The sequence below is a fragment of the Catellatospora vulcania genome (genome assembly GCF_009720385.1).
In the GTDB taxonomy this organism is placed as follows: Bacteria; Actinomycetota; Actinomycetes; order Mycobacteriales; family Micromonosporaceae; genus Catellatospora; species Catellatospora vulcania.
The window spans coordinates 145,015-170,203 of sequence record NZ_WARX01000017.1 but is presented as its reverse complement, the minus strand read 5'-3'; the positions used below and the strand labels follow the sequence as shown (position 1 = coordinate 170,203).

The window sequence follows — 25,189 nt, the reverse complement described above, 5'->3', positions numbered from 1 at the left end:
GTTTCTGGAGGGAACGGAGGAACGATGGAACGCCTGAGACGCTCGAGGCGGAGCGGACGCCAGGAGGTGTAGGTGACTTTAGATTCCCTGTGTCGCCCACCACAAGGTTCTGCGTAATCTTTTCGTAACGCTGGCACGGCAAATACAAGTAGCCATTAGGTTGTTGCGCTCTCAACGCAATTCCTTGCGTAGACCGCAGTCGATGACTGATCCGTCGTCACGCACGTAGGGGCCAACCCCGACAACCACCGGACTGACAACGGGCGTGTGTTCACCGGACGATGGACGCGGCATCACCGACCGCAGACCACCTCAGCGCAGGGAGCTCGGCGTGCACCCCACCGACAACACCCCATCACCGGATCCGGAGCCGCACGGCAGGCACGCGGCTCCGTCCGATCCGGACGCGACAGTGCCGCTGCGGCGTACCCCGGAGCTGGACGCCACGGTGCCGCTGCGGCCGCACACCGGGCCCGCGGCCGAGCCCACGCCCGGCCCGCAGCCGCAGCCCGCGCCGACTGCGGGCGGCACAGGCGGCACGGCCAACACGGCCGGCGCGGGCGGCGAGGGCGGCGAGGGCGGCGAGGGCGGCGAACGGCCCCCGGCCGCGCCGCGGCGGCGGCTGCCCCGGCCGCAGCTCGGGCGGCGGCTGCGGGTGCTGGCCGGAGTCGACGAGCGGCTGCTGGACCGGGTGCCGCAGGAACGCGCCTGGTACACCTCGCTCGGCGGCGTGGTGCTGGGCACCGCGACCATCGCGGCCATCTCCATGTACTTCGCGATCACCCAGGCGATGGGCGCGTCGAGTTGGCTGGCTGTGTTCCCGGTACTGGTCTGGTTCCTGTTCATCCTGAACGTGGACCGCTGGCTGGTCTCCAGCCGGCTCGGCGAGGGCTGGTTCCGCCGGGTGCCGGTGCTGGCGATGCGCGTGCTGATGGCATTCTTCTTCGGCGTGATCATCGCTGAGCCGCTGGTGCTGCGCATCTTCGAGACCGCCGTCATCCAGCACGTCGCCGACCAGCGCACCGAGGCGCTGGCGCAGCTCGCCGGGCGGCTCAAGGTGTGCAACCCGGTGCCCGGCTCCGAGGAGCCCGCAGCCCCTGCCGACTGCAAGGCCGTCGACACCTTCAACTTCGACCAGTCCCCCACCGCCACGCAGCGCGAGCTGACCGCCCGCCGCGCCGACGCCGCCGAGCTGCAGAAGACCCTCGACGCGGACTCGGCCCAACTGCGGACCATCAACGACCTGGCCCGGCGCGAGTGTGTCGGCGACTCCGGAGCCGGGCTGACCGGTCAGGCCGGTGTCGGCCCGAACTGCCGCCGGCTGCGCACGGAGGCCGACGCGTTCAAGCGCACTCGACAGATCGACGCCAACGGCGTGAAGCTGGTGAACCTGCGTACCCAGATCTCGGAGCTGGAGTCGGCGTCACGCGCCTCGCACGCCAAGTTCGAGGCCGAGCGCGAGACGAAGATCCAGGCACGGGTCGCCGAGGAGCGCAGCCACCAGGGCAACATCGGCCTGCTGGAGCGCCTGGGCGCGCTGCACGACCTGGCCGACTCCAGCGGTGTGCTGGCTGTCGGCATCTGGGCGGTGCGGATCTTCTTCATCCTGGTCGACTGCATGCCGATCCTGGTGAAGTTCGTCGGCGGCTCCACCACCTACGACAAGCTGGTCAGCGCACAGCTCGCGGTCGCCGAGCGCGACCTCAACCACGACATCGAAGCCGAGTACGCCGAGCGCGAGGCGGTGCTGCGCAAGCGCCGCGCAGAGATCGACCTGGAGATCCTCGAACACAAGGCCGAACTCAACTCCCGCCTCCACCGCGCCGCCGACCGCCTCAGCGAACGCGTCTGACCCGTCCGCGGCCCTCACGGCCGTCGCTGCCGGGGCGATGATCGCTGTTTCGGGTCGGAAAGTGCGGTCGGACCGCAGGTTTCGACACGACACAGCGATCATCGCCCGCTGGTCAGTCCGCGATGCCGCCGGAGGAGCGGATGGCGCGCTGCTCCGCGGCGAGCGCTTTGTCGGCGTGGAGGATGTGGTCGACGGCCTCGTCGACGTCGTCGGTGCACAGGAGCAGGTCGAGGTCCGCAACGTTGATCTTGCCGTCGGCCAGCATCGTGTCGCGCATCCAGGACAGCAGGCCACTCCAGTAGGCCTTGCCCATCATCACCACCGGGAACCGGGTGACCTTCTCCGTCTGCACCAGGGTGAGCGCCTCGAACAGCTCGTCCATGGTGCCCATGCCGCCGGGCAGCACCACGAAGGCCTGGGCGTACTTCACGAACATGGTCTTGCGGACGAAGAAGTACCGGAAGTCGATGCCCATGTCGACCCACTCGTTCATGCCCTGCTCGAACGGCAGCTCGATGCCCAGGCCGACGGAGAGCCCGCCCGCCTCGGTGCACCCGCGGTTGGCCGCCTCCATCACCCCCGGCCCACCACCGGTGATCACGGCGTATCCGGCACGGGCCAGCGCAGCCCCCAGCCGCTGGGCCATCTCGCACTCCGGCGAGTCGGGGGCGCTGCGGGCGGAGCCGAACACGCTCACCGCCGGGGGAAGCTCACTGAGCGTGTCGAAGCCCTCGACGAATTCACTCAGGATGCGCAGCGTGCGCCACGAGTCGCGGACCTTCCAATCCGGACGCCCCGCCGAATCCAGCAGGGCCTGGTCCGCAGTGCCCGAGGACACCGCGTCGCGGCGCAGGGTCACCGGACCCCGGTGCCGCTCGGGTCGATGGTTGCTTTGCGTCATCCCATCACCGTAGTCCGGCCCGATCGTTTACGTGACGACGCGGCGCGCACATCCGCAGCAAATTCCCAGCGAATTACGCAACTTTTCGCCATGCTGTGGCGTCAAGGTTGTCATACCCGCTGGATTGAATAAGGCCGACGACGAGGGAGGCGATGAATGTGATGACCCGCAGCGAGGTGCTCCGCCAGAGGCAGGCGATGCGCCAGCGCATCCGCGCCACCGTGCACGCCCGCCGCATCGCCATGGTGGTCGACGCGAAGGAGTTCGAGCCGGTCGAGGAGCCCGTCGCGGCTCGCTGACCGCGATTCGCCGGTGACCCCGCACCGGCGCTTGCGGACCGCACTGCGACCATCCCGACCAGCGGCAACGCTCATTGCGGCCGCTCGCACCCCGTTCAGCTCGCCAGCCAGCGCCGGAGCAGCTCCGCACCCGCTTCGATCTTGTCCAGTTCCACGTGCTCGTCGCGCTTGTGCGCCAGATTCGGGTCGCCGGGCCCGAAGTTGAGCGCCGGGATGCCCAGCGCCGCGAACCGCGCCACATCCGTCCAGCCCAGCTTCGCCGCCGGCGTCGCCCCGGTCAGCGCTAGGAACTCCGCCGCGGGCGGCGCCGACAGCCCCGGCAGCGCGCCGGGCGCCGAGTCAGTGATCTGGATCTCGTACCCGCCGAACACCTCGCGCAGGTGCGTCGCGGCCTGCTCCACCGAGCGGTCCGGCGCGAAGCGGAAGTTCACCTCGACCTCGCACGCATCCGGGATCACGTTGCCGGCCACCCCGCCGCTGACCGCGACCGCGTTCAGTCCCTCGCGGTACCGGCAGCCGTCGATCTCGACCTCGCGGGCCTGGTAGTCCGACAGCCGCCGGAGCACCTCACCGGCCTTGTGGATCGCGTTGTCACCGAGCCACGAGCGGGCGGCGTGCGCGCGTACCCCGGTGGTGCGCACCCGGGCCCGCATGGTGCCCTGGCAGCCTGCCTCGACGATGCCGTACGTCGGCTCCAGCAGGATCGCGAAGTCGGCCTCCAGCAGCTCCGGCCGCTGGTCGCCGACGATCTTCAAACCGTTGCGGGCCGCCTCGACCTCCTCGCACTCGTAGAAGAAGTACGTGACGTCGTAGCGCGGGTCCGGGCAGGTCACGGCCAGGTGCAGCGCGATGGCCGTGCCGCTCTTCATGTCCGAGGTGCCGCAACCCCACATGATCTTGTCGTCCACGGTGGACGGGAAGTTGTCCGCCAGCGGCACCGTGTCCAGGTGCCCGGCCAGCACGACCCGCTGCTCGCGGCCCAGCTCGGTGCGTGCGATCACGGTGTGCCCGATCCGTTCCACGCGCAGGTGCGCGCAGGCTTGCAGGACCTCCTGCACCGCGTCGGCGATCTCCTTCTCGTTGCCCGAGACGGATTCGATGTCGACCAGCGCACGGGTCGACGCGATGGGATCGGCGAGCACCTGCGGCGTCAGGGGGTTCGGCATACGGGTAGCCTAGGGCACCGTGAGCAGCACACGTTCCGACCGGCCCGCTTGGGGCTTCGGTCTCGCCACCGTCAGCGGCGACCACACCCTCGAGGTGTGGTATCCCACCGGCCAGCTCGGCCTCGACCTCTGCGGCATCGACGCGCCCGACCTCAAGGGCGCCGAGCCCGCCCTGCCCGGCCTGCGGATCGTGCCCGTGCACACCGTCATCGCCTCGCTGGCCGACGCGCCGCGCGACACCGCCGACGCGTACCTGCGCCTGCACCTGCTCTCGAACCGGCTCGTCCAGCCGCACCAGGCCAACCTCGACGGCATCTTCGGGCTGCTGCCGAACAACGCCTGGACCTCGGCCGGGGTGTGCCCGCCGGACCGCGTCGACGAGCTGCGCCTGATCGAGCGCGCCGCCGGCCGCCACCTGGCCGTGTACGGCGTGGACAAGTTCCCCCGGATGACCGACTACGTCGTGCCGCCGGGCGTGCGCATCGCCGACGCTGACCGGGTGCGCCTGGGCGCGCACCTGTCCTCCGGCACCACGGTCATGCAGAAGGGCTTCGTCAACTTCAACGCCGGCACGCTGGGCACCTCCATGGTCGAGGGCAGCATCTCCGCGGGCGTCGTGGTCGGCGAGGGCTCCGACATCGGGGCGGGCGCGTCCATCATGGGCACCCTGTCCGGCGGCGGCAAGGAGACCATCAGCGTCGGGCAGCGCAGCCTGGTCGGCGCGAACGCGGGCATCGGCATCTCGCTCGGCGACGACTGCGTGGTCGAGGCGGGCTGCTACGTCACCGCGGGCACCAAGGTCACCCTGGTCTCCACCGGCGAAGTGGTGAAGGCGGCGACCCTGTCCGGGGCGTCCAACGTGCTGTTCCTGCGCAACTCGGTGACCGGCGCCGTCGAGGCCCGGCCGCGTACCGGCACCGGCATCGTGCTCAACGCGGCGCTGCACGCCAACGACTGACCCGCCCACGCTCGGAGGCGCTCCTTTGGACCCGCGACGGATAGCCGGGTTGCTCGACGCGCCCGGCTGCCGTCGTCGGCAGGCCTTGGACGCCGCGCAGGTCGACCTCGGGCTGCTGGCCGAGGCCATCGGCGCGCCGCCGGGCGGGCAGAGCCCGTACGCCCGGGAACGGGACGGGACGTTCACCCACCTGGCCACGGCCCGGCTGCCCGAGCTGGTCGGGCGGCACCTCGGCATCGACTGCGAGGCCGCCGTCGAGACGTCGGAACTGCCGGTCGGCGCGGGCCTGTGGGTGTGGCGCGAGCCGAAGCTGCGCCTGCGCGAGCTGCCGGTCACCCCCGAGCAGGTCGTGCTGGCCGGTGACGGCACGCTGCTGTTCCCCGTGGTGATCAGGTCGTACGCCTGCCTGGACGGGCACGCCGATCCGGCCAAGGTCGCCGGAACGGCCCGCGAGCTGGCCGTCGTGGTGGCCGCGCTCCGGCAGGCCGCACCCGTGCCGGAGCGCATCAGCAGCCGCTGCCTGCTGGTGCTGCCGCGCAACTTCGGCCTCGCCCCGGTCGGCACCCTGCTCGACGTCGCGCCGCAGGTGCGCCGCCTGGGCTGGTCGCTGGCCCAGCTCGACGCCGTCGACCTGCCCGCGCGGCTGCGGACCCCGCAGCTGGCCGGACCATCGCTGGTCAGCGCCCTGGCCGAGGTCGAGGCGCGGTTCGGTGACGGCTGCCCGAGCTGTCCGATGTACACGCACTGCCGCCAGGACGCCGAGCGCACCGGCACGGTCGCCCGCGCGGGCGGCGCCGCCGCGAACCTGTGCGGCCCGGTCGGGGTCGCCGCGCATGCGCTCGCCCTGGCCCACGGCGAGCGCACCCCGTCCGGCGAAGCGGAGCAGGCCATCGCGGACGAACTGGCGCGTGCCGCGGCGGCGTACGGCTGGGCGGTCGGCAGCACCAGCGCCTCCACCGGCTCGGTCGGCTCGACCGGCTCGACCGGCTCGGCCGCGGGAAGGAGCGCCCGGTGAGCCTCGACGTCTACCAGCGGCTGCTCGCGCTGTCGCAGGCCCGCGCCGTGCCCGCGGCGTCCCGTGCCCACCGGCACCTGTCCCCGCGGCCCTGGCTGCTGACCGGATACCACCTGGCCGGTGAGCCGTCCGCGCCGGTCGCCATCCGGTACGGCTCCTTCCGCGACTCCCCCAAGCTGCTCACCGTCGCCGAGCCCCGCGACCGGGCGCTGCGTTTCGCCGCGCTCGGCGGGCTGGCCCGCGACCTGGCCACCTATCTGAGCCGCTACACCGTCACCGAACCCGTGGTGCGGGCCACCGGCAGCGGCCGCGAGCTGGAGGTGGACCACTGCTGCGTGGACGCCCCGCAGCTGGTGGTGCCCAACGAGGCCACCGCGCACTGGGTCGGCCTGCTCGGGCAGTACCTGCGCACCCTGGACGACCCGGTGCTCGCCGCCGCCGGGGCGCACCTGGGCTGGATCGCCTCCCGCCGCCACCTGCCCGGGTCCAGCGTGCTGCTGACCGCGACCGACCTGCTCACCGCGCACTGGCGCACCGGCCAGCTGCCGACCGAGGACGGCCACCTGGGCCGCCTGCTGGCCTGGATCGAACCGCCCGCCGGGACCGACGCCTGGCAGGCCGCCCGCGACGCCGAGGCGATGCCCCCGGCAGGACCGGCCAGCGACCCGTCCTGGGACCAGGTCGTGCTGCGCCCCGCCCTGGAACGGGCCAAGCAGCAGGGCGACGTACGCCGGCTCAAGCTGGCCGCCGCCGAGGTGCTCGACGGGGCGTGGCGCGACACCTGGGCGGCGATCGACCTGGTGCGGATGCTGCCGCCGGGCGAGCACGTGGCCAAGCGCTGGGAGTCCGACCGCTGGTCGTGGACCCGGCACCGGGAGCGGGTGCTGGCGGGCACGGTGTCGTTCAGCGCGCGGCTGTCCGACGTGCCGGCCTACCGCTATCTGCACGAGCTGGAGACCCGCACCGCCGCCCTGGAACGGCAGATGGCCCTGGACGATCCGCTGGTGATGGCCCGCTACCTGGCGACCGGCGAGGCCGTCGCGGGCGTGGTCATCAAGCGCGACCCCGAGCACACGGTGGTCAACGCGGGCGGCCGCTCGGTGCTGCGTCCGCTGCTGTGGGTGCGCACCGCCGCCGCGTTCGACCGTCCCGCGGGCACGGACCTGTGGTGGGGCAAGGTCGGCATGACGGTGCGCGCGTCCACCGACGACACCGTCGAGCTGATGGTGACCAGCGGCGCGGTGACCCGGCCCAAGCTGGGCCTGCTGCCCGACACCGACGCCGAGGTGGTGCTGGCCCCGTTCGGCCCGTTGCAGTACTTTCCCGACAACCTGCCCGACGAACTGCCCTGGCCGACCCGCTCGTCGCGCCCGAAGGCCCCTCCCGAACCCGAGCAGGACGACGACCTGGACACCGACCTGCACACCGCCGTCCCGGCTGCCGTCGCGACCGCCGCCCCCGGCCCTGGTGGCACCCCGCAGGCCGACCTCACGCCGGGTCGCGTCCCCGAGCCCCGCGCAGTGCCGAGCAGCACGGTCACGTCGGACGGCTCGGCCGCGTCGAACAGCACGGCCGCGCCGGGCGGGTCGCGGGGGTCGTGGTGAGCAGCGCCGGAGCGCGGCACGAGGCCGCGATCGAGGAGGTCTGGGACCGGGTACGCGGCGCCGACCGGGCCGTCGTCGTCGACTCCCCGCCCGGCGCGGGCAAGTCCACGCTGGTCCGGGAGCTGACGAAACGCCTGGTCGCGGTCGGCGAAAACGTGCCGATCGTGGTGCAGACCAACGACCAGGCCGACGACCTGGTGATCGCGCTGGCCAAGGCCGGGCTGTCCACGGGCCGCCTGCACGGCCAGGAGTGGACGCCGCCCGCGGGCTGGCCGAGGACCAAGGTGCGCACCGGCACCAAACTCGGCGAGCTCGGCGGCTGCGACGTCATCGTGGGCACGGCCGCGAAGTGGGCGTACGTCAAGGCCGACGAGCGGACGTGGCCGCTGGGCATCATCGACGAGGCGTACCAGATGTCGGCGGCGGCGCTGGTGCGCGTCGGGCACCTGTTCGACCGGCTGCTGCTGGTCGGCGACCCGGGGCAGCTCGCCCCGTTCACCGTCGCCGACGAGCACTCGGTGCGTTCCCTGGCCACCTGGCCGCTGGACACCGCAGCGGGCACGCTGCTGCGCCACCACCCCGACACCCCCGTCATCCCGCTGCCCGTGAGCTGGCGGCTCGCCCCGCACACCGCGCCGGTGATCTCCGACGCGTTCTACACCCGCGCTTTCACCGCCGGAGCCGCGCCGACCGATCGGCGGCTGGAGCTGGCCAGCCTGGCCCACCCCGCGCTGGCGCACGCCGCCGAGCACGGCTGGGCGCTGCTGGAGCTGCCCGCCGCGCACGTGCCGCGCACCGACCCGGCGCTGGTCGCGACGCTGGCCGACCTGGTTCAGCAACTGGTGACCGCGGAGGTGTCCACGGTGGACCCGTCGGGGCCGCGGCCGCTGAGCCGGGCCGACATCGCCGTCGGGGTGGTGCATCGGGATCAGAAGGCCCAGGTCGAAGCCGCGCTGCAGCGGCGGGGCATCACCGGGGTCACCGTCGACACGGCCAACCGGCTGCAGGGACGGCAGTACGAGGTGGTGCTGGCCTGGCACCCGCTCAGCGGGCGGCGCGACGCCAGCGCGTTCCACCTGGAGGCGGGACGGCTGTGCGTGCTCGCCTCCCGGCACCGGCAGGCGTGTGTCGTGGTCAGCCGGGCCGGGGTCGACGAGCAGTTGCACGCGTACCCGGCGGCGGAGCCGGTCTGGCTCGGCACGGACCCGCCGCAGGTCGACGGCTGGGAGGCCAACCGGGCCTTCCTGGAGCGCCTGGCCCCGCACCGCATCCCGGCCCGCTGACCTGCGGCGGCCGCGGTGGCGGCCGGCCGCTAGAGTCCTGCGCACCTGACGGGGTGGAGGAACAGGCGTGTCCATGTCCAAGTTGTCGGCGGGCCTCATCGCGCTCGCGGTGATCGCCGTGCTGCTAGTCGTGCTGGCCATCGTGGTCATCCCGCAGCTCGGGTCGCCGCGGAGCAGGTCTTTCGCGACCCGACACGGGCTGGATCCCACCCCGGAGGACCTGGCGTCCGTCGAGCGCTACCTGCGGCTGACTCGGCGTCGCCGTCTCTGGGGCCTGTTCTTCGGCTTCGCGATCCCGCTGTTCTGGCTGCTGCCCGAGCAGCGGTTCGCCGTCCTGTCCGTGCCACTGCTGGCAGGCTGGCTGCTCGGCGCGGCCTCGGCCGAGCTGGCGGCGGGCACCGCGCCACGGACCGGGACAGCCGTCGCGCTCCCCGCGTGGCAACGCCGCACGCCCGGCGTCCTCGCCGCCGTCGCGGTCGCCTCCACCGCCCTGGCGCTGTGGTCGGGCCTGGGAGACGGCGGAGAGATCATCGCCTGGGGCGTGGGCGCGCTGGTCACCTGCCTGTTCGTCACCGCGACGGTGCAGCACGTCACGCGGCGCGGCTCGATCGCGGGCACCACCGGCGCGGTGGATCGGGCGACGCGAACGCATGCCGTCGCCGCGGTGACCGCGGTCGGCCTGGTGCTCGTCGGGCTCTGCCTGCTGCACCAGGCCGATCAGGTCCGGTCCGAGCTGGACGGCCAGACCGCGCACTGGGCGGGCGTCGCCGACATCGGGTTGACGCTCGGCGTGCTGCTCCTGGCAGTGGCGCTGTGGTGGGCGTCCGCCCCCGGCCGGAGACCGCGTCTCGTGGCTTTCCTCACGGTCGTACTGGTGACGACCTCGGCGGCCGCGGTCGGCTTCGGCGCATGGCAGGACCGCCCGCCTTACGTGCCCGAAGCGGTGCATCCCGTCGCCACGATCCGGCTGACCGACATGGAGCATTTCGACGCCGACGCCGCCGCCCTGGGCGTGTCGGGGGTCACCCCCCTCCTCAACCGGACCGTCCTCGGCCGGCTCGACCTGGCCGTGCCGCAGCCCGCAGGGCGGGGGCGCTATTACCTCGTTCTGATCGACAAGCGGTACGACCGGGCCGCGCCGCAGCTCTTCGGCAAGGACGGCGGCACCTGGGGCGGCGCCGGCATGCGGAACGCCTGGAAGCGATACCCCTGGCTGTCCGCGCTGACCCCGACCTCGGACGGTGACGGCTGGGCCGGGTACCCCGGTATGGCGGTCTCCGTCAGCCCGGACACGACGTCGGCGGGTTTCGTCGGCAGGTTCCGGAAAGAAGATGTGCCGCAGCCCGCCGACCTGCTGGTGGCGCTGCTCTTCCTCGGGCCGCAGGATCAGCTGTACTGGGCGGTGCAGGTGCCGGTCGCGGTGGTCTGACCGGTCAGGCGAGACGGGCCACGGCAGTGCGCACCCGCTCGTCGGTGGCGGTCAGCGCCACCCGTACGTGCTTCGCGCCACCGGGTCCGTAGATCGCCCCCGGGGCCACCAGCACACCCCGCTCGGCGAGCGCGTCCACGGTCGCCCAGCAGTCCTCGCCGCGGGTCGCCCACAGGTAGAGCCCGGCCTCGGAGTGCTCGATGGTGAACCCCGCGCCCAGCAGCGCGCCCCGCAGCAGTTCGCGGCGGGCGGCGTAACGGGCCCGCTGCTCGTCCACGTGGGACTCGTCGGCCAGCGCCGCGATCATCGCCGCCTGCACCGGCGCGGGCATGATCATGCCGGCGTGTTTGCGTACCGCCAGCAGCTCGCCGACCAGCTCCGGGTCACCGGCGACGAACCCGGCGCGGTAACCGGCCAGGTTGGACCGTTTGGACAGCGAGTGCACCGACAGCACGCCGCTGAAGTCGCCGTCGCACAGCGACAGCACCGAGACGGGCTGGGCTGTCCACGGCAGGGTCAGGTAACACTCGTCGCTGACCAGTACGGCGCCGGTCGCGCGGGCGTACTCGATCCAGCCGCGCAGCTCGGCTGCGGAGGCGACCCGGCCGTGCGGGTTGCCGGGCGAGTTGATCCAGACAAGGGCGGGCCGCTCGCCCGCGGGCGGGGTGTCGGCCCGCAACACCCGGGCACCGGCCAGCTGCACGCCGACCTCGTACGTCGGGTAGCAGACCTCGGGGATGACCACGGTGTCACCCGCGCCGACGCCCAGCAGCGTGGGCAGCCAGGCCACCAGCTCCTTGGAGCCGATCGTCGGCAGCACACCGAACCCGGGCGCGGCCGCGCAGAAACGCGCCGTCCAGGTGGTGATCTCCTGCCGGAGCTCGGCGGTCCCCGCCGTCAGCGGGTAGCCGGGCGCGTCGGACGCCTCGGCCAGCGCCTTGCGGATGACCGCGGGCACCGGGTCGACCGGTGTGCCGATCGACAGGTCCACGATGCCGTCAGGGTGCGCCGCGGCGCGCCGCTTCGACGGCTCCAGCAGGTCCCAGGGAAAGTCCGGCAGGCCGGCGGAGAGTCTCCGCCGGCCTGAACCGGAAACCGGCGTGCTCAGTGGTCGCCTTCCTTGGCGGGCTGGCCTGCCACGAACGGCGCGTCGGCGCTGATCTTTCCGATCTTCGAGGCGCCACCGGGCGAGCCGAGCTCGTTGAAGAACTCGTAGTTCGCGGTGGTGTAGTCGCGCCACTGCTCCGGCACGTCGTCCTCGTAGAAGATCGCCTCCACCGGGCAGACCGGCTCACAGGCACCGCAGTCGACGCACTCGTCCGGGTGGATGTAGAGCATGCGGTTGCCCTCGTAGATGCAGTCGACAGGGCACTCCTCGATGCAGGCCTTGTCGAGCACATCGACGCACGGCTCGGCGATGATGTAGGTCACGGGTCGTCCCTCCACGCACTCTCATACGGAACATGACAGTGCACGTTCCGCCGCTCCACGCGGCCAAGTCAAAGCCTAGTATCCGGGTGAGGGAGGTAGGTAGTCAGTGTTGGCTAAGAGTGATCTCGGGTCCCGCGTGGTGGTACGCAGATTCATCGGAATCCGGGATGATCGCCCGCAGTTCACCGATGTGCTGGGCGATCTCACCGAGGTCGGAGACCTGTCCCTGACCGTCGCGACGTCCCACGGAGTGGTCGTCGTGCCGCTGGCCGAGGTGCACCGGGCGAAGGTCGTGCCGGCGCGGCGCGGCCCGACCGCCCGCGAGATCGCCGCACTGGAGCTGGCCGCCACCGAGGCATGGCCGCCGCCGGTGGTCGAGGAACTGGGCGCCTGGCGGCTGCGCGCGGCCGGCGGCTACACCGGCCGGGCCAACTCCGCGCTGCCGGTCGGCGACCCCGGCCTGCCGCTGCCCGCGGCCCTGGACGCCGTCGTCGCCTTCTACCGCCGCCAGGGACTTCCCCCGCAGGTCGACGTGCCGCTGCCGCTGGCCGCGAGCGTCGAGCGGGAGCTGATCAAAGCCGGCTGGCACGCCGAGTGCACGGTCGAGGTGCAGGTCTGCGCGCTGGACGAGCTGATCTCGGCCACGCCGCCCGGGAACGGGTTCGAGCTGAGCCCGACCATGTCGCCCGGTTACCTGACGATGGTGGCCGACGACCGGGGGCCGCTGCCCGAGGCCGCGCTGCACGTGCTGACCGCGGTGCCCGAGCTGGTGTTCGCCGAGCGGTACGACGACGACGGCGCCCTGCTGGCCCGCGCCCGGGGGAGCATCACCGGCGAAGGCCGCTGGCTGGGCGTCTTCGGCGTCGAGACGGCGGCCGCCGCGCGCCGCCGCGGCCTGGCCCAGGAGGCGATGGGCGTGCTGGCCCGCTGGGCCGCCGCACACGGCGCGACCGACGCCTTCCTCCAGGTCGAATCCCGCAACGCCCCGGCTCTGGCGATGTACGCCAAGCTCAACTTCACCCGCCACCACCACTACACCCGCTACCAGCTGCGCTAGCCGCCGGCATGCGTTAAGAAGGGCACCTTCCATAACGCGGAGCGTTAAGAAGGTGCCCTTCCTTCGGACTAGACGCGGCTGGGGCGGGCTTTGGCCTTGGCGCGCTCGGCGAAGGCCTTGAGCTGCTTGGCCCGGTAGTCGGCGGCGAACGCGATCAGGCCGGCCATGCCCAGGCCGAGGCCGGCGGCGTAGACCGCGGCGTAGACCCAGACCTGCTGGAAGAACGCGCCCGCACCGTGTGCGAACGGGCCCTCGCCGGCCGCGAGCGGCCCGACGAAGATGCTCAGCACACATCCGGCGAAGGCGGCCGCGCCGAGGTCGGCGGCGACCCGCGACCACGGCCGCGTACGGCCCCAGTACAGCGCCATCACGAAGAACACGAGCCCGATCACACCCAGTGCGACGAACCCGGCCGTGGCCTCGGTGTCCGGATCGTCAATGCCCTTCGCCACCCAGCGGGCGATCACATTGATCACGAACAGCACGCCGGCGATCACGCCAACCGGCAGCCACCGCTCCTTCATCGAAGCCTCCTCAGGGCTTGGCAGTCAACGGCGGCTTCTTCGCCTCGCACACGAACTGTGGCTCAGCGTCATACCGCCAGGTGAACTTCTCCCGCTTGATCTCTCTACCGTCCTTGCGGAAGATACGCCAGGCATCCTGAGTAAAACCTTCGCTACCCTCAGTAGCGATGCAGGTCGGGCCGTCCTCGAGGACGATTTTCTCCGGCTGCGTGATGTCGCGCTTCGGGTCGTACTGAGTGGTGATGCTGTCGTAGACCTTGGTCGACCACATGCTCACGGTCACCGAGCTGTCGGTGTGCGAGGTGTCGATGAGCACGCCGTACGGGGTGGTGTTGGTGAACCTGAGGTCCAGCGTCGGGTACATGATCGTCGATTCGATGACGGCCGGGTACCGCGAGAAGTAGTACGAGTGCGGCTTGTGCTCGACGTCCTTCATGCCCGCGTAGTACGAGGCGTTGAAGATCGTCGTGGTGAACTGCGAAGCCCCGCCACCGACACCGGGGATCAGCTTGCCGTCCATGATCACGGGTGCGTCGAAGTAGCCCTCGGCGTAACCGCGGGGACCGGTGTGCCCGTTGAGCGAGAACGTCTCCCCCGGCCGCACGATCGCGCCGTCGACCTCCTTCGCGATCTGCACGATGTTCTTGCTGCGCGGGCTGGTGAGCCCACCGGTGAAGTACGTGGTGAAGCTGGAGACCTGCTCCTTGATGCCCAGCTCGGCGAGGTCGCCGGTGGTCGTCGCGGGCTTGACGTCCTTGAAGCCGGCCGGAACCGTGCGGTCGGTGGTGCGCGTGAGCACCGGCATCAGGTCCGTGGCGAGCTTCGCGGTGTCCACCAGCGTGCCGCCGCTGGCCGCGACGACCTGCGGCACGCCACCGGAGCCGTCGATGCTGGCGTTCTTCGGCTGCACCTCGACCTTGGCCAGGTCCTTGCCCAGCGCCTTGCGCAGCCGCTTCTCGTCGACCCGGCTGTAGAGCTCGCCCTTGTCGTTCGCGGTGATCACCAGGCTCGCCGCGATGGCCTTCGGCGGCATGACGACGGAGCCCTTGGCCGTGGTGACGGTGACCGGCGCGGACACCGCGGGCTTGGCCACCTCGGCGACCATCCGGTCGACGTCGGCCTTCGTGCTGGCCGGGTCCTTGTCGCCCAGCGGCACCTCGACCTCGTCCTGCCGCAGCCAGCCGTCGCGGACGGCGTCGGCCGCCTCCGCGGCGTCGAGCCCGCGGCCCGCCTTCGGGTACACCGGCTTGGGCGTGGTGCCGTCGAAGGCGACACCGGGCAGCGTCATCGCCGTGCCGGACTGCTGCGCCACCGGGGCCAGCGCGGCCGCCAGCCGTGCCTCGTCGACGGAAACCACGGGGGCAACTTCATCGCCGCCGAAGAGCGTGGCGAAGGGGTTGTGTGCGCGGGACACGGCCGCGGCGACCGTCGCGTCGACGTCCACCGCCAGGCCGACGTCCTGCGGCTGCACGGCGGCGGTCTGCTCGCCGATGCGTACGGTCAGCGGCGCGGCGAGCTGATCGGCCTTGGCGGCGAGCCCGGTGCGCAGCGCGTCGGCCGCCTCTGCCGAGGTGCCGTCGATGGCGATGCCGAGAACCTTCGCGCCGCGGGGCACGTCGGCGCTGAAGGCGTGGCCGGCGAAGGCACCGGTCGCGGTGAGCGCGAGCACGGAAGCCAGACCTGCGATCAGCCAGCGTCGGTGTGGAACGGGGGCGACGGACAAGACGGCACCTCATCATCATTGGTGGGAGACGTTGATCGGCAAGGCTAGCGCAATATACGAGAGTCGCCCACATTCGAGAAAATGGTGGCTAATGGCCGAGTTTGTCCGAGATGGTGACAGTGGGACGGCCGCCTACTACGAGCACGAGGTGGCTCCCCACGTACGCCGGCTGCGCTCCCGCGCGCTGCACGACCGCCTGCGGGAGAGCCTGCTGTTCCTGCCGATCATGATGCTGGGCGCGTCCGTCCTCCTCGCCTTCCTGCTGGCGGAGATCGACGACCGCTACATGGTCAATCCCAGCGAAGTGATCACTTTCACCCCCGATGTCGCCGTCACGCTGCTCGGCATCATCGCCGGTGCCATGATCACGACGGCCGGGGTGGTCTTCTCGCTACTGGTGGTCTCCCTGCAACTGGCCAGCGGGCAGTTCTCGCCCCGGGTGCTGCGCGGCTTCTGGCGCGACCGCCACGGCCAGGTGCTCGTCGGCCTGCTGCTCAGCACGTTCGCGTTCTGCGTGCTGGCGCTGGCCCGCGTCGACACGAGCGCCGAACACGCACCCCCGCTGACCGTGGGCTTCGCCCTGCTGCTCACCCTGCTCTCGGTCATCGCGATCGTCGTCTACCTGGACCGCATCGCCCGCAACCAGTACGTCGGCCGGATCGTGCAGCGGGTCGCCGGGGAGACCCACAGCCTGATCAGCGAATTGCCGTACGGTCCTCGCATCGGCGTCAAGATCGGCGAGCCGGTCGACGCGCCCGACGTCGGCACACTCGGCCCGCCGCTCATCGTCACCGCCGTCACCGACGGGTGGGTGCAGCAGATGAGCCGCCGCGCCATCGTCGCGGCCGTGCCGGCGAACACGGTGGTGCGGCTGGAGACCCGCGTCGGCGCGTTCGTGACCGCGGGCACGCCCATGGTCACCATGTGGCCGCCGCCGGCCGACCCGGCCACGTCGGCACGCCTGGTCGCCGAGGCGGTCATCATCGGCGTCGCCCGCACCATGCAGCAGGACATCGACTTCGGCCTGCGCCAGCTCAACGACGTCGGCCTGCGCGCGCTCTCCCAGGCCGTCAACGACCCGACCACGGCCATCGAGGTGATCCTGCGCATCGGCTCGGTCATGCGGCCGCTGCTGCTGGCAGACTGCCCGGCCCAGGCGATGCGCGACGGCGAGGGCCGCATCCTGCTCACCCCGTGCGACCTCGACCACACCGAGTACGTCGCGCACGCCTTCAACCAGCTGCGGCACTATGCCGCACCGCATCCCAGCGTGGTCATCCCGCTGCTGCGGACCATCGGCATGCTGCGCGACTGCTGCCTGTCCGGCTACCGCGGCGCGATGACCCCCGACCGGGTACGGACCATCGCCGCGCTGGACCGCCAGATCGAGCTGACGCTCGCGGGCGTACGCGCCAGCGGCATGCTGCCCGAGGACCTGGCCATGGTCGAAGCGGTCGCAGCGGGTTGCCGCTGACCACGGATGTCAGCGGCCGAACTCGCCGACCTTGATCGCTGTTTGCGGTCAAAACATGCGGTGTGACCCGACTTTTTGACCGCAAACAGCGATCAAGGTGCTCCAGCGCTCCGATCCGCGAAGTCGCCGGGTCAGCGGCGGCGTCGCCGGGCGGCGAGCAGCAGGCGGCTGCCGGACAGGCCCAGGATGAAGATCACGACAGTGTTGCGTCCAGTCTCGACCAGGCCTCGGACGTGACGCACCGGCTCAGGCTCGATCATCACCACCGGACGCCGGACCGGGCTGGGCGGCGGAGGAGGCGAGGGCTCCGGCGTCGGGCTCGGCTCCGCGGACGGCTCAGGCGGTGCCTGCGGCTCCGGCAGCGGCGCGACCGGCATCACCCGCACGGGGGACGGCGACGGGCTGGGCGGCGGCGACAGTGACGGACTCGGGCTGGGACTCGGGCTTGGACTGGGCGACGGGCGTGGCGGCCCATAAGGACTCAGCGACGGAGACGGGCTCGGACTGGGACTCGGTGACGGGCTCGGGCTCGGTGACGGGCTCGGGCTCGGTGACGGGCTAGGGCTAGGGCTCGGTGATGGCGACGGGCTTGGACTCGGGCTGGGCGATGGAGACGGGGTTGGGGACGGTGATGGGGTTGGGGACGGTGACGGGCTTGGACTCGGTGATGGACTCGGACTCGGGGACGGTGACGGGCTCGGACTGGGCGATGCAGACGGACTGGGACTCGACGACGGCGACGGGCTCGGCGACGGCGACGGGCTTGGCGATGGTGATGGCGACGGCGACGGCGATGGGCTTGGCGATGGTGATGGGCTCGGGCTCGGCGACGGGCTCGGCGAAGGGGACGGGCTGGGCGAGGGGCTCGGCCCGGTGGGCAGCCAGGCGGCGTCGGTGAGGTACACCGGCTGGGTTGTGGCCAGCAGGGTCGCCTCGCCGGTGGACAGTGCGACGCGGTACTGCCGCAGCGGCCGGCCCAGCCCGTTGCCCGTCGTGTACAGCATGTCGCCGATCACGGCCGCGGAGCCGTAGGTCCCACCCCGCCGCAGGTCCCCGCTGAGGCCGCTGCTGCCGACCTGTCCGGTCGCCGGATCCACCGCGACCAGCCTGGGCGACGGCCCCGACGCGTCCACCCCGATCAGCGCCTGACGGTACGGGTCGTAGTCCCAGTCGCCGACGTGGACCGGCGCGGACAGCGTCAGATCCCGGGTGACCCGCGCGAACGTCGCCGAACCAGGCCGTACGCCGATCCCGATCAGCCGCCCGCCGACCGGCAGCAGCAGTTCGCCGTCCACCACGGTGCCCGCGTTCGCACTGCTCAAGGACAGGGAAGGGCCGCTGATCGGCCCGTGGTCGACGACCGTCCCATCCGGACTGATCGCGACGAGGTGCCCGCGGCCGCCCAGCGGCACCAGCCGGAAGCGGACCGCTATGCCGTAGAGCAGGTGCTGCGCGGGGTCGTACCCGATCGCGTTGACGGTGTGCTGCAGCCAGACGCGGCGGCGCACCGCGCCGGTGTCGGGATCCAGACTGACCAGCTCGGACGGTGCGTTCGGCACGGCGGAGCGCACCTGCAGCAGCTCGCCGGGCGGTATCGCGTGGTTTAGCGCGGCGCGCGGGGCCGCCAGCGCGACGGCTGTCGGCAGGGCGATGCCCGTGGCCATGAACAGCCCGATGGCGAGGGGTCGAAATCTGGACGTCGCACGCATAGCATCTTGTATAGCCCTAAACGTCACGTTTGGGCGAATACTGTTTTTGGAGGACTCATGCGGGCGTACGCGGGCGGTCTCCTGTGGTTTCTCGTCATCTGCAGCGCCGCTGCGATCGCCGTGGTGTTCATCCGCCGCTCGTGGCCCCCGGACCGCCGCGCCGACATCCACGACGTGCTCAGCGTCGTGTTCTCGATGACCGGCACGCTGTACGCCGTGGTCGCCGCGTTCGTCTTCATCGACGTGTGGCAGATCGGCAACGACGCCCGGGACGCCACCTACCGCGAGGCGCAGGCGGTGCAATCAGTGGCGTGGGCTGCCGAGACCGGCCCGCCGGAGGTGCGCGCCGCGATCCACACGCTGTCGCGCGCCTACCTGCGCGAGATCCTCGACCAGGAGCTGCCGCGGCTGCGCGCCGGCAAACCCGTCGGCGAGCAGGGCTGGACCCTGCTCAACGACCTGCGCACGGCGACCGCGCGGGTGCCGGTCCCGGCCGACGCGGAGTCGCCGGAGGCCACCGTGCATGCGGTGATGCAGGCCCGCGAGGACCGGCTCGCCCTGGCGGACAAGCGGATCGGCGACGTGACCTGGTTCGCGCTGCTGTTCGGCGCGCTGCTGGCCGGGATGCCGATCCTGTTCTTCCGGTTCGACAGCATCGGCACGCAGCTCGCCATGACCACCGCCGTGGTCGGCATGATCACGTTGCTGCTGTACACGATCCACCAGATCGAGCAGCCGTTCACCAGCACCGAACGGGTGCCGTCGACGGCGTACCAGAACGTGGTCACCCGCCTGGACGGGCTGGGCACCTGAGCCGCGCGGTCACAGGCCGGGGCGGCGGGCGCGAGGCGCGCCACCGCCCGCGGCCGGGCCGTCAAGGCGCGTACGGGCCGGGCTGAGGGGAGGTCAGCTGCGGGGCGGCGGTCCTCGGTGGTGGCGCGGTGGTGCGCTTGCCGGCGCGATACGCGGCGGGGCCGACGAAGCCGATGCCGCCCGTGGCCAGCACCAGCAAGCCGAGCCAGGATGCGGCGATCTGATCGCCCTCCTGGGTGCCGCCCACCGCGAAGATCATGACCAGGAACCACGGCACGGCGGCGAGCCACCAGCCCCAGGCCAGGCCCGTGACCGCACGTCCGAACCAGCTCAGGAACAGGCTGACCAGTAGGGCTGTCGGCACCAGCCACACCGCGGGCCACCCGCCGATGCGGTACGGCGTGTACACGGCCTCCAGCACCGCCGACGCGGTGCCCAGGAAGACCGCGAGCAGCCCACCGATCCCGCGCAGGGCGAGGTCGAGCAGTTTCACCGCGCGGCGGGTGAGCCGTCGGGCAGGCCGCTGAACAGGTCGGTCTCCCACCCGTACGGGCCGTCGCCGCGACCGCGTACCCCGTGCGCCAGCGTGTAGTGCTCGACGCCCATGAACTCCTGGCCGAAGTTGCCGGCGATGGAGTAGAGCCAGGACGTCTCCGGGATCTGGGTGGCGTGCGCCTTCAGCGCGGCGACCTTGGCGTCGTGGTGGTCGGACCCGTCGATGCAGGCCGCGACCTCCTCGTCGGGCGTGCCGAACGGGAAGTCGGCGACGTCGGTGACCGAGGCGAACGGGTTGTCGGTCGAGTCGGCGAGCGCCTCGACCCCGGCCTTCAGCACGCTCAGCGGCATCGCCGTCCAGTAGATCTTGGACGGGCCGAAGCCGCGCTCGGCGGCGATCTCGGAGGCGCGCATGGCGACCCGGTGGGCCTGGATGTGGTCAGGGTGGCCGTAGAAGCCGTTCGCGTCGTACGTGACGACGATCTGCGGCCGCACCTCGTCCATGATCTCGACCAGGTGCGCCGAGGCTTCTTCGAGGTCAGCCCCCCAGAAGCTGCGCGGGTGCTCGTTGGCGGGCGTGCCCATCATGCCGGAGTCGCGGTAGCGGCCCGCTCCGCCGAGCATGCGGTGGTCGATGGTCCCCAGCGCGGCCAGCGCGCTCTTCAGCTCGGACAGCCGGTATCCGCCGAGCTGGTCGCCCTGTGCGGCCTCCAGCTGCGCGAGCTCGGGCACGTGGATCTCGCCCTCCTCGCCGAGGGTGCACGTCACCAGCGTGACGTGTGCGCCCTGCGCCGCGTAGTGAGCCATGGTCGCGCCGGTGCCGATCGACTCGTCGTCGGGATGCGCGTGAACGAACAGGATGCTGCGAGCCACCCGGTCACTCTAGCCCGCATCAGGCAAACCGCCACGCGCCTGCCTCCCGCGTCGATAGCATCGCGGCCATGGAGGCGCAGCAGCCTGACGGTCCGGGGCCTGGCCACCGCATAGCCGTCAGTGCTGACGGCCTTCGGGTGGGCCACCTGCATGATCACGTGCTGGACGTGTGTGAACCGGCTTCGGGCCGGGTCCATACCGTGGCCGAGGCGGTGGACGACTTCGCCTTCGACCGCACCGGCGCCGTCACCGTCTGGACCTCGGGCGGCCGATTGCACCGCCGCGACGCCGACGGGGTGACCGTGGTGTCCACGCCGGGCCCGGTCGACACGGCCCGGCCCGATCCGACCGGCCGCCGCATCGCCTACCTGCACGAGGGCACCCTGCGGGTGGCCGCCGGCAGCGTGGACGAGCTGCTGGCCGGCGAGCCGGACGGGGTCCGCTGGGGCGAGGCCGATCCGCACGCGGGTTACTTCGGCCGGCGTACCGGCTGGTGGTGGGCGCCCGACGGGGAGAGCATCCTGGCCACCCGGCGCAGCGGCGAGCAGGTCTCGCTGCACCTGCTGGACCTCGACGGCGGCTGGGTCGACGTGCACTGGGACCGCGAGATCTACCCGTACCTGGGCATGGTCCGCTGGGCCGACGGCGGCCCGCTGATCACGGCGCTGCGCCGCTCGCAGGGGCACGGCCTGGTGCTGGCGGTGGACCGCCGCACCGGGGAGACCCAGGTGCACGCCGAGCTGGCCGACCCGCGCTGGGTCAACCCCATCGCCGGCACGCCGCGCCACCTCGCCGACGGCCGGGTGCTGGTCGGCGGCGAGATCTCCCACGACGGGTACGACGCGCGCTGCCTGTTCGCCGACGGCACCCTGCTCACCCCGCCGAACCTGTACGTCCGGCGCGTCGTGGGACGGCTCGGCCCCGGCTCGGCCGGTGGCGAGCTGGGCGACCTGCTCATCGAGGCCAGCGAGGGCGAACCCGCCGAGCAGCACCTGTTCCGGGTACGCAGCAGCACCAGCGGCGGCATGGTGGTGCACCGGCTGACCAGCGCGCCCGGCTGGCACAGCGCCGCCTGCGGCGGCGACACGGTGGTGACCGGCCTGCGCAGCCTCGACGACGAGGACGTCCAGCTCACCGTGTGGCACGCCGGGAACCAGGTGGCCGAGCTGACCCCGCGCCGCCCGGTGCCCGCGACCACGAACCGCCCGGCGCTGGACCGGGTCACCGACCGGCGGCTGCCCACCGCCGTGCTGTACCCGCCCGGCCACGTCTTCGGCCGCCGCCTGCCGGTGCTGCTGTGCCTGCCGGACACCCCGACCGACCAGCAGGTACGCAACGACCACGACGCGTTCACGGCCGCCCGGCACTGGGCCGAGGCCGGGTTCGCGGTGGTGATGGTCGACGGCCGGGGCACCGTCGGAGTGTCGCCGAGCTTCGAGAAGGTGACCCACCGGCGGGTGGCCGACCTGGCCGTCGCCGACCACGCCGAGGCGCTGCGCATCATCGCCGACAAACACTCCGACCTGGACCTGACCCGGGTCACCGCGTACGGCCGGGGCTTCGGCGGATGGCTGGCCGCGCTGCTGGCGGCCCGGCGGCCGGAGACGGTGCGGGCGGCGGTGGCTGTCGAGCCGTGGGACTGGGCGACGCTGCCGGCCCCGCTCGCCGAGCGCTACCTCGGCCCACCGGAGCTGGACAGCGAGATCTACGCCCGGCATGCCCTGGAGGACCTGCCGCCCACGGTGATCATCCAGGAGACCGAACCCTCCGAGATCCATTCCTGACCCTCCAGCCCAAGCGCCCACGCCCGGATCCGCGCGCATCCACGCCCAGGCCCAGGCCACCGCCCACACCCACGCCCGCTCCGGCGCCCGCGCCCGCCCCCGGGCGGGTGGGGACCCGGCACAGGGGCCGGCGAGAGAGCTCCGCCCACGCAGCCAGTTGCGTGGGCGGAGGTTTGGGGCCGATTCAGCTGCCCAGCTGCGCCTTCACGGCGGCCTGCTCGGCGATCTCCTCGGCGGTGGCGGCCTTCTGACGCGCCTTCTCGGCCGCCTTGGCGTCGACGCGGGCCTGCACGGCCGCCTGCTCGGCGATCTCGGCAGCCGTCGCGGCCCTCTGCTTGGCCTGGTCGGCGAGGTGCGCGTCCTGCTCGATGCGCGCCCCGTCGAGGTGGGCCTTCATATCGGCGCGCACCTGGGCGGCGGCAGCCTTGGCGGCCTGCCTGGCGTCGGCGTACCGCTGCTTGGCCTTGGCTGCCGCCTGGGCCGACAGCCTGGCCTGGATCGCGGTCTCGTCGGCGACACCCTGTGCCGCGGCGGCCTTCTGCGCGGCCTTCTCGGCGGCCTTGGTGTCGTGCGAGGCCACCACCAGCTGCGGCGGCGGGGCCGCGAGTGCCGGGGCGGCGTGCATGAGGGCCGGCGCGCCGAGCGCGGCGGTGAGCGTGGCGAGGACAACGAAGCGACGTGTGCGGAATGCCATGACCTGACCCCCGTCGTGAACCGGATGATGCGCCCTGGCCGACTCCGTCGTCTCCCTGGGCACTTCCTACGATCCCGCAGGTCGCGGCCCTTCCACACCCACCGAAAGCCAGCCGTCGTACCCCCCGAAAGTAAGTTTCCCCAGCCCGCCAGCCCCGCCACCGCCGCCGCCGGCCCGCGAAGATCGCTGTTTGGGGTCGAAAAGTGTGGTCAGACCGCAGATCCTGACCCGAAACAGCGATCTTGGGCCGCCGCGCCGGGACGGAAAAGGGCGGCACCCCTGGTAGGGGTGCCGCCCGGTGGAGCAGAGCGCCGTTACTGCTTGACGAAGGCGCGGGTGAAGGCGGGGTACCCGAAGATGCTGTCGATGTAGACGCCACCGACCTTCGAGCCGTGCATCACGAACATGACGTCCGCGTAGAGCGGGACGGCCGGAGCCAGCTCCTTCATGATCCGCTCGTCGAGCTTGGCCCACTCGGGCGCCTGGGCGGCCGGGTCGAGGGCCAGTACGCGGTCGAACTCGGCGTTGATCGCGTCATTGTTGATGTAGGACGTGTTGCTGTTGCCCTCGGCCTTGATGCCACGGCCGTCGAAGAGGACCGGCAGCAGCGCGGCGCCGCTCGGCCAGTCGGCCGCCCAGGAGTCCAGGTACAGGTCCCAGGGGTTGTCCTTCTTCTTGGTCTCGTCCAGCTTGCTGTCCGCCGGGATGACCTTGATCGTGATCTTGAAGCCGGCCTTCTCCAGGTTGTTCTTCACCTGGGTGCCCAGCTCCTGCGCGCCCGAGTCGTCGCCGATGACCAGCACCAGCTCGGGGGTCTTGCCGGCCAGCGTGGTCTTCGCCTTCTCGATGTCGGACGGGTAGGCGTCGAACTTCTTGAAGCCCAGGGTCGACGGCGGCATCAGGGTGGTCAGCGCGGCCACCTTCAGGTCGCCACCGGCAGCCTTGACCATGCCGGGACGGTCGATGGCGTAGTTGAGCGCCTGGCGGACCGTCAGGTCCGGCACCCGCTGGGTGTTGATGGACAGCCGCCACGCGCTCGGGGTGGGCTCACGCAGCGTGCGTCCCATCAGCGCGGAGTCCCCGGCGACCTTGGCCACCAGCGAGGAGTCCACGCCGTTCCAGCCGAGCGTGGCCTGGTCGTCGGCGCCGTCGGCGATGAGCCGGTTGGTCTGTGCCTCGGCGTTCGGGCCGAACTTGTAGACGAACTTGTCCGGGTACTGGTGGCGCACCGCGTCGGTGTTGGCGTCCCAGTGCTCGTTGCGCTCGAACACCATCTCCACGCCGACCGTGTTCTGGACCAGCTTGTACGGGCCGGACGAGAACGGCTTGTTGTCCAGCTCGACGCCGGTGTCCTTGGCCGGCGGCAGCGGCGCGGTGGCCGGCAGCGAGGCCGCGAACGGCAGGTCGCAGTGCGCCTTGGCGAACTCGAACCGCAGCGTCTTGGCGTCCGGGGTGGTCAGGCCCGGGGGCAGCGAGGTCTTGTTGGCCTTGAAGTCCCACTTGGTGTCGAAGGCCGCGTCGTCGGCCAGCCACTCCTGGATGTAGGTCGGGCCGCCGGCCAGGTCCGGGTCGAACGAGCGGGCGATGCCGTAGGCGATCTCCTTGGAGGTGATCGCGCTGCCGTCCTCGAACTTCACCCCGTCCTTGATCTTGAATTCCCAGACCTTGCAGTCCTTGTTCACGTTGACGCCGGGAGTCTCCGCGAGGTCGCCGACCAGCACGACGTTGCCCTTGCCGTCGTCCTTCCAGGTGGTCAGGAAGCGGGCGTAAAGCGGGGCGGTGTTGAGGCCCACGAACGAGTAGACGCGCTGCGGGTCCATGTGCGAGATCTTGGTCTGCCGGATGACGGTGAACGTGCCACCCTTGCTGGCGCCCGCGACCTCGGGGGCGGGGCCCATCGAGTCCTTCGGGTCCGTCGCGATCACGCCGGTCGACTGGCGGTCGGTGTCGACGTTGTTCTCGGTGTTCTTGTTCTCGCTGCACGCGCCCAGGGCCACGGTCAGCGCGAGCACGCCTCCCGCTGCCAGTACCGCTCTGGATCTCATATTCACTCCCGTGCCGGTGGTGTGAAGGAAACTTACGAAATGTGTAGCAGTGATTGATGG

At 71.8% G+C, this 25,189-nt stretch carries 22 protein-coding genes; 11 read left to right on the top strand and 11 right to left on the bottom strand.

Annotated features, from left to right (window positions below):
- Nucleotides 1–331 precede the first annotated feature (331 nt).
- Complete coding sequence (locus F6W97_RS32635) at nt 332–1,852, top strand: DUF4407 domain-containing protein (protein ID WP_196279425.1); 1,521 nt, start codon at nt 332–334, stop codon at nt 1,850–1,852.
- A 112-nt stretch (nt 1,853–1,964) separates the two neighbouring features.
- On the opposite strand, the gene F6W97_RS32630 is transcribed toward F6W97_RS32635, so the two are convergent.
- Nucleotides 1,965–2,753, bottom strand: a complete 789-nt coding sequence (locus tag F6W97_RS32630) for an LOG family protein (protein ID WP_155374393.1) — start codon at nt 2,751–2,753, stop codon at nt 1,965–1,967.
- A gap of 152 nt (nt 2,754–2,905) precedes the next feature.
- Between F6W97_RS32630 and F6W97_RS32625 the strand changes: the two genes are divergently transcribed.
- Nucleotides 2,906–3,052, top strand: a complete 147-nt coding sequence (locus F6W97_RS32625) for a hypothetical protein (RefSeq protein WP_155374392.1) — start codon at nt 2,906–2,908, stop codon at nt 3,050–3,052.
- A 95-nt stretch (nt 3,053–3,147) separates the two neighbouring features.
- Here the strand turns inward: F6W97_RS32625 and dapE are convergent, their stop codons facing one another.
- Nucleotides 3,148–4,218: a succinyl-diaminopimelate desuccinylase gene (gene dapE, locus F6W97_RS32620; protein ID WP_155374391.1), complete on the bottom strand. Its 1,071-nt coding sequence runs from the start codon at nt 4,216–4,218 to the stop codon at nt 3,148–3,150.
- A gap of 19 nt (nt 4,219–4,237) precedes the next feature.
- Between dapE and F6W97_RS32615 the strand changes: the two genes are divergently transcribed.
- The 5 genes from F6W97_RS32615 to F6W97_RS32595 all read left to right on the top strand — a co-directional run bounded on the left by F6W97_RS32615 (nt 4,238) and on the right by F6W97_RS32595 (nt 10,507).
- Nucleotides 4,238–5,176 (top strand): DapH/DapD/GlmU-related protein, encoded by a 939-nt coding sequence (locus F6W97_RS32615; RefSeq protein ID WP_155374390.1) that lies wholly within the window; start codon nt 4,238–4,240, stop codon nt 5,174–5,176.
- Between the two features lie 25 nt (nt 5,177–5,201).
- On the top strand, nt 5,202–6,191 hold the full coding sequence (locus F6W97_RS32610) for a hypothetical protein (protein ID WP_155374389.1): 990 nt from the start codon (nt 5,202–5,204) through the stop codon (nt 6,189–6,191).
- On the top strand, nt 6,188–7,795 hold the full coding sequence (locus F6W97_RS32605) for a hypothetical protein (RefSeq protein ID WP_155374388.1): 1,608 nt from the start codon (nt 6,188–6,190) through the stop codon (nt 7,793–7,795). The genes F6W97_RS32610 and F6W97_RS32605 overlap by 4 nt, the downstream gene beginning before the upstream one ends.
- On the top strand, nt 7,792–9,078 hold the full coding sequence (locus tag F6W97_RS32600) for an AAA domain-containing protein (protein WP_230687165.1): 1,287 nt from the start codon (nt 7,792–7,794) through the stop codon (nt 9,076–9,078). The genes F6W97_RS32605 and F6W97_RS32600 overlap by 4 nt, the downstream gene beginning before the upstream one ends.
- A gap of 73 nt (nt 9,079–9,151) precedes the next feature.
- Entirely contained in the window at nt 9,152–10,507 is a 1,356-nt protein-coding gene (locus F6W97_RS32595; protein ID WP_155374386.1) for a hypothetical protein, read from the top strand.
- A 4-nt stretch (nt 10,508–10,511) separates the two neighbouring features.
- On the opposite strand, the gene dapC is transcribed toward F6W97_RS32595, so the two are convergent.
- Together dapC and fdxA are read right to left on the bottom strand one after the other, a co-directional pair.
- Nucleotides 10,512–11,615 (bottom strand): succinyldiaminopimelate transaminase, encoded by a 1,104-nt coding sequence (gene dapC, locus F6W97_RS32590; RefSeq protein ID WP_155374516.1) that lies wholly within the window; start codon nt 11,613–11,615, stop codon nt 10,512–10,514.
- A complete protein-coding gene (fdxA, locus tag F6W97_RS32585) occupies nt 11,612–11,938 on the bottom strand; it encodes a ferredoxin (protein ID WP_155374515.1) in 327 nt (108 codons plus the stop codon). The genes dapC and fdxA overlap by 4 nt, the downstream gene beginning before the upstream one ends.
- 106 nt (nt 11,939–12,044) lie before the next feature.
- On the opposite strand from fdxA, the gene F6W97_RS32580 reads away from it, so the two are divergent.
- On the top strand, nt 12,045–12,995 hold the full coding sequence (locus tag F6W97_RS32580) for a GNAT family N-acetyltransferase (protein WP_155374385.1): 951 nt from the start codon (nt 12,045–12,047) through the stop codon (nt 12,993–12,995).
- A 68-nt stretch (nt 12,996–13,063) separates the two neighbouring features.
- Here the strand turns inward: F6W97_RS32580 and F6W97_RS32575 are convergent, their stop codons facing one another.
- The gene (locus F6W97_RS32575; protein WP_155374384.1) at nt 13,064–13,519 is read right to left on the bottom strand and encodes a hypothetical protein; all 456 of its coding nucleotides are present in this window, start codon (nt 13,517–13,519) and stop codon (nt 13,064–13,066) included.
- A gap of 10 nt (nt 13,520–13,529) precedes the next feature.
- Entirely contained in the window at nt 13,530–15,242 is a 1,713-nt protein-coding gene (locus F6W97_RS32570; protein WP_230687164.1) for a VanW family protein, read from the bottom strand.
- A gap of 91 nt (nt 15,243–15,333) precedes the next feature.
- On the opposite strand from F6W97_RS32570, the gene F6W97_RS32565 reads away from it, so the two are divergent.
- Entirely contained in the window at nt 15,334–16,716 is a 1,383-nt protein-coding gene (locus F6W97_RS32565; protein ID WP_155374383.1) for a DUF2254 domain-containing protein, read from the top strand.
- 131 nt (nt 16,717–16,847) lie between these two features.
- Here the strand turns inward: F6W97_RS32565 and F6W97_RS32560 are convergent, their stop codons facing one another.
- Nucleotides 16,848–18,425, bottom strand: coding sequence for a DUF6923 family protein (locus tag F6W97_RS32560; RefSeq protein ID WP_155374382.1), 1,578 nt, complete (start codon nt 18,423–18,425; stop codon nt 16,848–16,850).
- Between the two features lie 57 nt (nt 18,426–18,482).
- Between F6W97_RS32560 and F6W97_RS32555 the strand changes: the two genes are divergently transcribed.
- On the top strand, nt 18,483–19,238 hold the full coding sequence (locus F6W97_RS32555; RefSeq protein WP_155374381.1) for a bestrophin-like domain: 756 nt from the start codon (nt 18,483–18,485) through the stop codon (nt 19,236–19,238).
- Between the two features lie 61 nt (nt 19,239–19,299).
- Here the strand turns inward: F6W97_RS32555 and F6W97_RS32550 are convergent, their stop codons facing one another.
- Nucleotides 19,300–19,731 (bottom strand): hypothetical protein, encoded by a 432-nt coding sequence (locus tag F6W97_RS32550; protein WP_155374380.1) that lies wholly within the window; start codon nt 19,729–19,731, stop codon nt 19,300–19,302.
- Complete coding sequence (mshB, locus tag F6W97_RS32545; protein ID WP_155374379.1) at nt 19,728–20,606, bottom strand: N-acetyl-1-D-myo-inositol-2-amino-2-deoxy-alpha-D-glucopyranoside deacetylase; 879 nt, start codon at nt 20,604–20,606, stop codon at nt 19,728–19,730. The genes F6W97_RS32550 and mshB overlap by 4 nt, the downstream gene beginning before the upstream one ends.
- 200 nt (nt 20,607–20,806) lie before the next feature.
- Between mshB and F6W97_RS32540 the strand changes: the two genes are divergently transcribed.
- Nucleotides 20,807–22,390 carry a S9 family peptidase gene (locus tag F6W97_RS32540; RefSeq protein WP_230687163.1) on the top strand — a complete coding sequence of 528 codons (1,584 nt, stop codon included), beginning with the start codon at nt 20,807–20,809 and terminating at the stop codon, nt 22,388–22,390.
- 184 nt (nt 22,391–22,574) lie between these two features.
- Here the strand turns inward: F6W97_RS32540 and F6W97_RS32535 are convergent, their stop codons facing one another.
- The gene (locus F6W97_RS32535) at nt 22,575–23,084 is read right to left on the bottom strand and encodes a hypothetical protein (RefSeq protein ID WP_155374377.1); all 510 of its coding nucleotides are present in this window, start codon (nt 23,082–23,084) and stop codon (nt 22,575–22,577) included.
- A gap of 314 nt (nt 23,085–23,398) precedes the next feature.
- Entirely contained in the window at nt 23,399–25,129 is a 1,731-nt protein-coding gene (locus tag F6W97_RS32530) for an ABC transporter substrate-binding protein (RefSeq protein WP_155374376.1), read from the bottom strand.
- Nucleotides 25,130–25,189: the final 60 nt, after the last annotated feature.

Coding starts and splice junctions, on each gene's coding strand:
- F6W97_RS32630 (WP_155374393.1), bottom strand. CDS start 2,753: ATGACGCAAAGCAACCATCGACCCGAGCGGCACCGGGGTCCGGTGACC.
- F6W97_RS32625 (WP_155374392.1), top strand. CDS start 2,906: ATGAATGTGATGACCCGCAGCGAGGTGCTCCGCCAGAGGCAGGCGATG.
- dapE (WP_155374391.1), bottom strand. CDS start 4,218: ATGCCGAACCCCCTGACGCCGCAGGTGCTCGCCGATCCCATCGCGTCG.
- F6W97_RS32595 (WP_155374386.1), top strand. CDS start 9,152: ATGTCCAAGTTGTCGGCGGGCCTCATCGCGCTCGCGGTGATCGCCGTG.
- F6W97_RS32575 (WP_155374384.1), bottom strand. CDS start 13,519: ATGAAGGAGCGGTGGCTGCCGGTTGGCGTGATCGCCGGCGTGCTGTTC.
- F6W97_RS32565 (WP_155374383.1), top strand. CDS start 15,334: ATGGCCGAGTTTGTCCGAGATGGTGACAGTGGGACGGCCGCCTACTAC.
- F6W97_RS32560 (WP_155374382.1), bottom strand. CDS start 18,425: ATGCGTGCGACGTCCAGATTTCGACCCCTCGCCATCGGGCTGTTCATG.
- F6W97_RS32555 (WP_155374381.1), top strand. CDS start 18,483: ATGCGGGCGTACGCGGGCGGTCTCCTGTGGTTTCTCGTCATCTGCAGC.
- F6W97_RS32535 (WP_155374377.1), bottom strand. CDS start 23,084: ATGGCATTCCGCACACGTCGCTTCGTTGTCCTCGCCACGCTCACCGCC.
- F6W97_RS32530 (WP_155374376.1), bottom strand. CDS start 25,129: ATGAGATCCAGAGCGGTACTGGCAGCGGGAGGCGTGCTCGCGCTGACC.